The sequence below is a fragment of the Pseudonocardia sp. genome, from assembly GCF_050246655.1.
In the GTDB taxonomy this organism is placed as follows: Bacteria; Actinomycetota; Actinomycetes; order Mycobacteriales; family Pseudonocardiaceae; genus Pseudonocardia.
This window is the reverse complement of the sequence record NZ_JBFWVQ010000164.1, coordinates 1-9,325: the sequence shown is the minus strand read 5'-3', so window position 1 is coordinate 9,325 and position 9,325 is coordinate 1. Positions and strand designations below refer to the sequence as shown.

7 protein-coding genes and 1 pseudogene are annotated in these 9,325 nt (G+C 72.2%); 2 read left to right on the top strand and 6 right to left on the bottom strand.

What is annotated here, in order from left to right:
- Both AB7J25_RS28630 and AB7J25_RS28625 read left to right on the top strand, forming a co-directional pair.
- Nucleotides 1-959, top strand: a pseudogene (locus tag AB7J25_RS28630) (hypothetical protein); the annotation flags it as partial.
- Nucleotides 960-984: 25 nt separating this feature from the next.
- Nucleotides 985-1,425, top strand: coding sequence for a hypothetical protein (locus AB7J25_RS28625; protein ID WP_428514135.1), 441 nt, complete (start codon nt 985-987; stop codon nt 1,423-1,425).
- 24 nt (nt 1,426-1,449) lie between these two features.
- Here the strand turns inward: AB7J25_RS28625 and AB7J25_RS28620 are convergent, their stop codons facing one another.
- The 6 genes from AB7J25_RS28620 to AB7J25_RS28595 form a co-directional block, all read right to left on the bottom strand.
- Nucleotides 1,450-2,394 carry a hypothetical protein gene (locus tag AB7J25_RS28620; protein ID WP_428514133.1) on the bottom strand — a complete coding sequence of 315 codons (945 nt, stop codon included), beginning with the start codon at nt 2,392-2,394 and terminating at the stop codon, nt 1,450-1,452.
- 66 nt (nt 2,395-2,460) lie between these two features.
- Entirely contained in the window at nt 2,461-2,652 is a 192-nt protein-coding gene (locus AB7J25_RS28615; protein WP_428514131.1) for a DUF6104 family protein, read from the bottom strand.
- Nucleotides 2,653-2,747: 95 nt separating this feature from the next.
- Nucleotides 2,748-6,539, bottom strand: a complete 3,792-nt coding sequence (locus AB7J25_RS28610) for a multifunctional oxoglutarate decarboxylase/oxoglutarate dehydrogenase thiamine pyrophosphate-binding subunit/dihydrolipoyllysine-residue succinyltransferase subunit (protein ID WP_428514129.1) — start codon at nt 6,537-6,539, stop codon at nt 2,748-2,750.
- 166 nt (nt 6,540-6,705) lie between these two features.
- Nucleotides 6,706-7,482 (bottom strand): hypothetical protein, encoded by a 777-nt coding sequence (locus tag AB7J25_RS28605; protein ID WP_428514127.1) that lies wholly within the window; start codon nt 7,480-7,482, stop codon nt 6,706-6,708.
- Nucleotides 7,483-7,484: 2 nt separating this feature from the next.
- Complete coding sequence (locus AB7J25_RS28600; protein ID WP_428514125.1) at nt 7,485-8,516, bottom strand: LLM class F420-dependent oxidoreductase; 1,032 nt, start codon at nt 8,514-8,516, stop codon at nt 7,485-7,487.
- Nucleotides 8,517-8,557: 41 nt separating this feature from the next.
- A complete protein-coding gene (locus AB7J25_RS28595) occupies nt 8,558-9,256 on the bottom strand; it encodes a dienelactone hydrolase family protein (RefSeq protein ID WP_428514123.1) in 699 nt (232 codons plus the stop codon).
- Between the last annotated feature and the right edge of the window lie 69 nt (nt 9,257-9,325).

Sequence of the window (9,325 nt, the reverse complement as noted above, 5' to 3'; positions counted from 1 at the left end):
GCAACGAGATCGCCCGCATCCCCGACGCCACCGCGCGCGGCACCGTGGACCGCGTCCAGCGGATCCTGCACGAGGCGTACGTGGACGGCGCCTGGGCCGACGGGCTCTTCGCGCCCGAGGTCCGCGACGTCCACCTGCGCCACAGCGCAGGCGGATCGGCGCGGCCGCGGCTCTTCGACGGCAGCCGCGCCCCGGAGGTGGACGCGCTCCTGCGCGGCGTGGACGACGGCGGGGCCGTGCCGCGACTGGTCGTCGGCCAGTGCATCGACATCGACGGCAGCCCCGCCACGATCGCGATACCCGACGTGCCCGCCCGCAACCTGGCCGTCGTCGGCCCGTCGGCGCCCGACGCCGTCCCCGTCCTCGGCGCGGCCGCGATCTCGCTGGCGGACCGGTTCGGCGCGGGCGAGATCGACCTCGTCATCGCCCCGCTGGCGCCCGAGTCCGGCGAGCCGGCGGCGCGCCTGGCCGAGGCGCTCACGACGCCGCTGCGCGCCCCGCAGACCGTCGGTCTCGCGGACTTCCCCGCCCGGGTGGCCGAGCTGGCGGCCACCGTCACCGCACGGGCCACGGCCGCGGCGGGCGGCCCGGACCCCGAGGGCGCGCGCACCCCGATCTTCGTCGTCGTCTTCGGCGCGGACGCCGCCGATCCTGTGCTCGACCGCGCGGGCGTCGAGGCGCTGCGGCAGGTGCTGCGGTTCGGCCCGGAGAACGGCGTGCACGTCCTCGGCTGGTGGCGCAGCATCGCGCGGCTGCGCTCGCTCCTGTCGATGTCGGCCTCCATCGACGACGTGGGCGTCGTCGTCGCGCTCGACGTCCAGGGCACCGACCTCACCCCGCTGCTGCCGGGGATGAACCTCGCCTGGTCCCCGCGTCCGGGCCGGGCGCTGTTCTTCGACCGCGCCCAGCACGCCCGTCCCGAGGTGGTCATCGTGCCGTCCACGGAGGGTCGGATCTGAGCGCGCCGTGACCTACCATCGACCGGTGACCTCCGAGGGCCCCGTGCACGAGCATCTCCGCTTCGACGGCAGCCCGTACGCGAACAAGTACAAGGAGAAGACCGCCGAGCACACCGCGGCCGCAGATCGCCTGCGCGAGGAGGACCGGCGCCGCGCCGTCGAGCTCGGGAAGCGCCTCGTCGAGCTGGAGGAGGCCCGCGAGCGCGCGGCCCGCAGCGCCACCGTCAGCCGGGCGGTGGTGGAACTGCACTGGGAGGCCGCTCTCGAGGCGCTGTGGTCGGAGTCCTGGCTGAAGCTCCAGCCCAAGCCGCGGGCGGCGACGGGCGCGGACGCCACCCCGCTGGACCGCCTCGACGACGAGCTCGCCCGCCTGGCGCACCTGGACGCCGAGCTGGCCCGGCGCTCGGAGGCGTTGCACGCCGCGCTGCACCGCAGTCGCTGGTCGCTGCGCATGCGCCGGGGCTGACGGGTCCGGTTCGCCCGGAGCGGGTCACGACCCGAGGAACGTCGCCACCGCGTCCACGGAGCCGTCCGCGCGCAGCACGCCGACCAGCGCCTGCCGGGCGTCGGATGTGCGCTCCCCGATCCGGATCTCGACCGTGTCGGCGGGATCGGCGAGCGGGGTGACGGTGGTCCCGGCGGGCTCGCCGTCGAGCACGGCGACCACCTCCGCGATCTCCTCCGCGATCTCTCCGGCCGGGGTCCACACCAGCAGCGGATCGCCCGCCGCGACCCGCTCGCCCGGCGCCTCGGGCATCCGGAACGCCGATCCACCCTCGCCCGAGACCTCGATCAGCCAGCCCTCGCCGCCCCGGCGGGCGACGACGGCGAGCGCCTCCGTGCGGTCCGCCCCGTCCCGGTGGACCACGCCGCAGGTGGAGACGGTGGCCACGGTCTCGTCGTCGATCCGCTCCGCGAACACCGTCGACTGGTAGCGGGCGCTGCCGATTACCGCGAACGGCGCGAACCGGGCCACCGGCGCCCGGGCGACGAACCCGGCGTACGTGCCGAACGCCGCGCGGTAGCGCGGGTGCATCAGCCGGTAGGCGGTCTCGGTGTCGCCGCGGGCCAGGGCGGCGACGAACCCGCGGACGGCGTCGATCGGGGTGGCTGCCCCGTCCGGGACGGGACCGTCCGCGGGCGGATCGGCGCGGGCGGCGAGCGGCGCCCCGGCGGCCGCGGTGTCGCCGGGCGGCAGGGGTTCGGCGGCCCCATGCGTGCCGGAGTCGACGGGGCTTCCGTCGGGGATCCCGTCGCCGTCGGTGTCGGCGGCGGTGATCTCCAGCGCGACGACGCCCTCGGTACCCGTGGACTCCCCGCGCCCACCGGTCAGCACCACGGACAGGATGGCGGCCGCCAGCACCGCGACCAGCACCGCGACCGCCACCAGCACGGCGGCGCCGAGCGAGCGTGCCGGGGGGCGTCGATGGCGCATGGGTGTCTCCGGAGGCCGTTTCCTCCTACAACACCCGAACGGGCGACCGAGATACGGCTGAACAGCCTATTCGAGCGTGCCGTCCAGGTCGTCCGTGTCGTCGCGGGCGAGGAACGTGGCCAGCCGCTCCACCGCGTCCTCGAACTGCGGGTTGAGGTCGACGAACACCCGCAGCCGGTCCGCGAGCCACTCGACGCTCACCTGCTCGCCCTCGCGGCGGTCGACCAGCTCCTCGATCCCACGATCGGTGAAGTACACGGGGGCAGCGTGGCAGACCCGTGCCGTCGAGAACGACGTTGTGCAGCCGAAACCGCCCTGTTGATCAGCGCAACGTCGTTCTCGACGGGCGGACCTCAGTCCTCGAACGCCTGCGCGATGATCTCGGCCTGCTCCACCTCGTGGACCTTCGACGACCCCGCGGCCGGAGCGGCCATGCGCCGCCGCGACACCCGCCTGATCCCGGCGATCCGGGGCAGCTTGTCCGGCGCCTCCAGCCCGATGTGCGGCCAGGCACCCTGGTTGGCGGGCTCCTCCTGTACCCAGCGCACCTCCTCGGCGTTCGGATAGCGGTCCAGCACCGCGCCGAGGTTGCGCAACGGGAAGGGGTAGAGCTGCTCCAGCCGGACGATCGCCGTGTCGGTGATCCCGCGCCGCTCGCGCGCCGCCGCCAGCTCGTAGTAGATCTTTCCGCTGCACAGCAGGAGCCGGTCGACGTCCGCTGCCGGGTTGTCGTTCTCCCGGTAGCGCGGGTCGTCGATGACGGTGCGATAGCGGCCGTCGGTGAAGTCCGACACCGGGCTCACGACGGCCCGGTTGCGCAGCATCGACTTGGGCGTGAACACGATCAGCGGCCGTCGCACGCCGTCCAGGACGTGGTGGCGCAGCAGGTGGAAGTAGTTCGCGGGTTCCGAAGGGACCACGACCGTCATCGAGCCCTCGGCGCACAGCTGCAGGAAGCGCTCGATGCGCCCCGACGAGTGGTCCGGGCCCTGGCCCTCCATGCCGTGCGGCAGCAGCAGCACGACGTCGGAGGTCTGGCCCCACTTGGCCTCGCCGGAGGAGATGAACTCGTCGATGATCGACTGCGCGCCGTTGACGAAGTCGCCGAACTGGCCCTCCCACGCCACGAAGGCTTGCGGGTTGGCGACGGAGTAGCCGTACTCGAATCCGACGGCGGCGAACTCCGAGAGCGCCGAGTCGTAGGCCAGGAAGCGTTCCTGGTCCGTGCTGAGGTTGCGCAGCGGGTAGTACTCGGCCCCGGTCTTGCGGTCGATCACGACCGAGTGGCGCTGCACGAACGTGCCCCGCCGGGAGTCCTGGCCCGACAGGCGCACCATGCGCCCGTCCATGCAGATCGTGCCGAAGGCGAGGAGCTCGGCGAACGCCCAGTCCACGCTGCCCTCGCGCGACATCTTGTAGCGCTTCTGCAGCACGGGCTTGACCCGCTGGTGGACGGTGAAGCCCTCGGGCAGGTCGACGTGCGCGTCGCCGATGCGGTGGACCACCTCCAGCGGCACCGAGGTGTCGAGGTTGGTGAGCGAGCTCTGCTCCTGCTCGACCGAGGGGCTGGGCTGCGGCGGGGTCTTCTCCAGTTCGCGGACCTCGTTGAAGACGTGTTCCAGCTGGTTGGAGAAGTCCCGCAGGGCGTGCTCGGCGTCCTCGACGGAGATGTCACCACGGCCGATGAGCGCCTCGGTGTAGAGCTTCCGGACGCTGCGCTTGGCGTCGATGATGTCGTACATCGACGGCTGCGTCATCGACGGGTCGTCGCCCTCGTTGTGGCCGCGGCGCCGGTAGCAGAGCATGTCGATCACGACGTCGTTGTGCCAGCGCTCGCGGTACTCCACCGCGAGCTTGGCGACCCAGACACACGCCTCGGGATCGTCGCCGTTCACGTGGAACACCGGGGCGCCGATCATCTTCGCGACGTCCGTGCAGTACTGCGACGAGCGGGAGTGCTCGGGCGCGGTGGTGAAGCCGACCTGGTTGTTGATCACGACGTGCACGGTGCCGCCGGTGCGGTAGCCGCGCAGCAGGGCGAGGTTGAGCGTCTCCGCGACCACGCCCTGGCCCGCGAACGCGGCGTCGCCGTGCAGCAGCAGCGGCAGGACGGTGAACCCGCTCTCGCCCTTGTCCAGGATGTCCTGCTTCGCGCGGACGATGCCCTCCAGCACCGGGTCCACGGCCTCGAGGTGCGAGGGGTTGGCGGTGAGCGAGACGACCGTCTCGCCGTCACCGAACATGCGGAAGTACTTGCCCTCCGCGCCCAGGTGGTACTTGACGTCGCCGGAGCCGTGGGCCTGGCCGGGGTCGAGGTTGCCCTCGAACTCGCGGAAGATCTGGCTGATCGGCTTGCCGACGATGTTCGCGAGCACGTTCAGCCTGCCGCGGTGCGGCATGCCGATGACGACCTCGTCCAGCTCGAACTCGGCCGCCTTGTCCAGCACGGCGTCCAGCAGCGGGATGACGGTCTCGCCGCCCTCCAGCGAGAAGCGCTTCTGGCCGACGTACTTGGTCTGCAGGAACGTCTCGAAGGCCTCGGCGGCGTTCAGCTTGGACAGGATGTACTTCTGCTCGGCGCCGGTCGGCTTCTGGTGGGCGACCTCGATGCGCTCCTGCAACCACGCGCGCTGCTCGGGTTCGGAGATGTGCATGTACTCGGTGCCGATGGTGCGGCAGTACGAGTCCCGCAGGATCCCCAGCACGTCGCGCAGCTTCATGTGCTGCTTGCCGCCGAAGCCGCCGACCGCGAACTCGCGGTCCAGGTCCCACAGGGTGAGGCCGTGCGAGACGACGTCGAGGTCGGGGTGGCGGCGCTGGCGGTAGTTCAGCGGATCGGTGTCCGCCATGAGGTGCCCGCGCGTGCGGTAGGCGTCGATGAGCTCGATGACCCGGGCGGTCTTGTCGACCGCGCCCTCCGGGATGTCCTGCATCCACCGCACCGGCTCGTACGGGATCCGCAGCGAGGTGAAGACCTTGTCGTAGAACCCGTCCGCGCCGAGCAGCAGGGCGTGCACGCGGCGCAGGAAGTCGCCCGACTCGGCGCCCTGGATGATCCGGTGGTCGTACGTCGACGTCAGGGTGATGATCTTGCTGACGCCGATCTCGGCGAGCTTCTCCTCGCTCGCTCCCTGCCACTCGGCGGGGTACTCCATCGCGCCGACGCCGACGATCGTGCCCTGGCCCTGCATGAGCCGCGGCACCGAGTGGTTCGTGCCGAGCGTGCCCGGGTTGGTGAGGCTGATGGTCGTGCCGGAGAAGTCCGCAGTCTGCAGGCTGCCCGCGCGGGCCTTGCGGACCATCTCCTCGTAGGCCGCCCAGAACTGCGCGAAGCTCATCGTCTCGCAGCCCTTGATCGACACGACCACGAGCGTGCGCTGGTCGTCCTTGCCGTGCAGGTCGATCGCGAGCCCGAGGTTGACGTGGTCGGGCTGCACCACGGTCGGCTTGCCGTCGGCCTCGGCGAAGTGGCGGTTCATCACCGGGAAGTCCGCAAGGGCCTGCACGACGGCGTAGCCGATGAGGTGGGTGAAGGAGATCTTGCCGCCGCGCGTCCGCCGCAGCTGGTTGTTGATCACGACCCGGTTGTCGGCGAGCAGCTTGGCGGGGAACGCACGGACGCTCGTGGCGGTGGGCACCGCGAGCGAGGCGTTCATGTTCTTGACCACGGCGTTCGCCGCGCCGCGCAGCGGGATGGTGGTCCCGTTGCTCCCGGTCGGGGCGGGCTTCGCGGCCTGCGAGGTGCTGCCGGCAGCCGGCTTGCCCGCCGCGCTCCTCGTCGTCGCGGTCCTCGTCACCGGGTTCGTCGCGGTGTTCGTCGCGGTGCTCGCCGCCGTGTTCTTCGCCGCGGCGTCGGCTGCCCCGGCGCCGTTGCCCGATCCCGCCGGCATCGCCTTCGCGTCCGCCGCCCGTCGCTGCGAGGTGGGCTCGGCCGGCTCGGCCGTGGGCTCCGGGGCGGGGCCCGGCCGCGCGGCCGAGGGGGCGGCGCCGTTGTCGCTCGTGTCCTCGCCGGCCTCGTCCGCGTCCGCCGACGCGGTCGTGTCGGTCGCCGCATCGCCCGCGGAGGGATCGGGCCGGTAGTCCGCGAAGAACTCGTGCCACGCGGGGTCGACGCTGGACGGGTCGTCGAGGAAGCGGCTGTACATCTCCTCGACGAGCCACTCGTTGGGACCGAATTGGCTCGAAGGACTCGAGGTACTACTGCTGGACACGCTGGGACCGCCTTGGTCGGTTCAGGAGGGTCCGCCTCAGGCTAGTCGTCCGGCGGACCGGTCTCGACCACCGTCGTCGTCTGGTCGGCCACAGAACCGGTCAAGCAGGGAGCTCCCCGAGATCACCGACGACGGCGGTGCGGACCGCGGTCGTGTTGATCATGGTTCCGGTGCGGAGCCCGCACCGTGAATCCCGGCGCAACGTGTCCCGCTCGCCCGCGTACTGGCCGTCCGCGGGGTCGATCAGGAGCTCCGTGCGGGTGGGTCCGTCGTCGTGCACCAGGGCGAGGCACGCCCGGCCGTCCAGGTCCGTCACCTCCGACACGAGCGCCACCGCGGGGAGCAGCCGCAGCGCGGCGTAGAGCACATCGCGCAGCCGGGCCGGGACGAGGCAGGTGCGCAGTGCCGCCGCGGCGGCGACGAACGGCCCCGAGTACCGGCTGGGCGGGTGGTCCTCGCGCAGCCGCTCCACGAGCGCATCCGGCCGCAGGGGCAGCGACGACAGGAACTCGCGCGTGGGGGTGTGCCAGCCGACCGTCCGCCTGCCGGGGCGGCGGCCCTCGTACTCGGCGTGGAAGTCGCCGTACGGGGCGCGGAAGCGGCCCACCGGGACACCCTCGCACGGATCGAAGCCGGCCTCCTCGGCCGCCCGCTGCGAACCCGACAGCCACGTGACGGCGCCGGTGACGCGGTGGTCGAGCAGCCAGTCCCGCTCGGGACGGGCCGGCACCCACTGCGTGACGACGTGCTCGAGGAGATGCGCGTGCACCGTCCCGTTCGTCGCGAAGGTGCCCAGCCGCCAGGCGTGGGTGGTGACGAACCGGTACTGGTCCGGGCCGAGTTCCTCGTCCGAGGTTGTGACCGGGACCTGGGACACGCTCAGGAGATCCATTCCTTGACCTGGCTCATGACCTTCGGGGCGTCGGGGCTGACCGGGTTGACGTGCAGATGCGTGATCCCTGCCTCACGCAACGCAGCGATTCTCTCCCGGACGTGTGACGGCGGTCCCACCAGGGTGACCTTGTCGATGTAGTCGTCGGGTATCGCGGCGGCCGCTTCCTCCTTGCGGCCGCCGAGGTAGAGCTCCTGGACGCGCGCCGCGTCGTCCGGGTAGCCCTGGCGGGCGAACACCGTGTTGTAGAAGTTGCGGCCGGGAGCGCCCATGCCGCCGATGTAGAGGGCGTAGAGCGACCGCGCGAGGGTGCGGGCGTGGTCGAACATCTCCTCCTCGATCGCGAGGATGCCGCCGCCGGTGATCTGCAGCGGCCCGAGCTCCGGTGCCCGCTTCGCGAAGCCCGCGTCCAGGACGGGGCCGAAGACCTCGCGCATCTTCTCCGGGACGACCGCGTGCGGCAGCCAGCCGTGGGCGAGCTCCGCGGTCATCTCGAGGTTCTTGTCGCCGAGGGCGGCGACCCAGATCGGGATGTCCGCGCGTCTCGGGTGGTTGATCAGCTTCAGCGGCCTGCCGAGCCCGGTGCCCCGCTCGGGCGGTAGCGGCAGCGTGTACAGCCCCTCGTGGACGACGCGCTCGCGGCGCCACACCATGCGGCAGATCTCGATCGTCTCCCGGGTGCGCGCCACCGGCTTGTCGTAGGCGACGCCGTGGAAGCCCTCGATCACCTGCGGCCCCGACGCGCCCAGCCCGAGGAGGAACCGCCCACCGGAGAGCGCGTCCAGGCCCGCCGCGGTCATCGCGGTGAGCGTGGGCGTGCGCGTGTAGAGGGGCAGGATCCCCGAGCCGATCTGGACCCGCTCCGTGCGGGCGGCGAGGAAGCCCATCAGCGATACCGCGTCGAAGCTGTAGGCCTCCGCGACCCACACGACGTCCAGGCCCGCCTTCTCGAGGGCGACCACCTGCTCGACGTTGGAGATCGGGTCGTCGCCGTACTGGAGCTGGGTCGACAGCAGCATGGGCCGAGCCTGGCACACGCGCCGATCGGGTTACCGGCGGGTCAGGTGTGCGGGGCCAGATGCCGCCCGAAGAACGCCAGCGTGCGCTCCCACGCGAGCGTCGCCGCGGCCTCGTCGTACATCGACGGGGCGTCCCAGTTGGAGAACGCGTGCCCCGCGGCGTAGCGGTGCACCGTCGTGTCCGGGCGGCCCACCGTCGCCTTCTCGACCGCGGTGATCTGCTCCTGCGGGATGTAGGGGTCCTCGTCGCCGTAGTGGAACAGCAGCGGGCAGGCGATCTGCTCCAGCAGCTCCAGCTGCCCGGCGGTGCCCGACCCGTAGTACGAGACCGCGGCGTCCGGCGCCGCGACGGCCGCGGCGACGAACGCGAGCGTGCCGCCCAGGCAGAACCCCACCGCGCCCACCCGGCCGTCGCACTCCGGCAGGGCGCGCAGGTGGGCGACCGTGGCCGCGAGATCGCCCGCGGCCTTGCCGAAGTCCAGCTGCTGGACCCGCGCCATGCCGTCGGCGAGCCCGGACTCGTCCTTGCGCTCGAAGCGCCGCTCGATCCGCCAGAACATGTCCGGCGCCAGCACGACGTAGCCGGCCGCGGCGAGCCGGTCCGCGAGAGTGCGGATGTTGTCGTTGATCCCGAAGATCTCCTGCAGCACCACGACGCCGGGGGCGGGGGTGCGGTCCGGGCCGGCGCGGTAGGCGTCGAACGTGCCGTCGGTGGTCTGGACCTGCTCGTAGCCCGTCACGGCGGCAGCCTAGCGTTGGCGGGGTGTTCGCCCTGGTACCGGCCGCTTACGTGCTCCTGCTCCGCGACG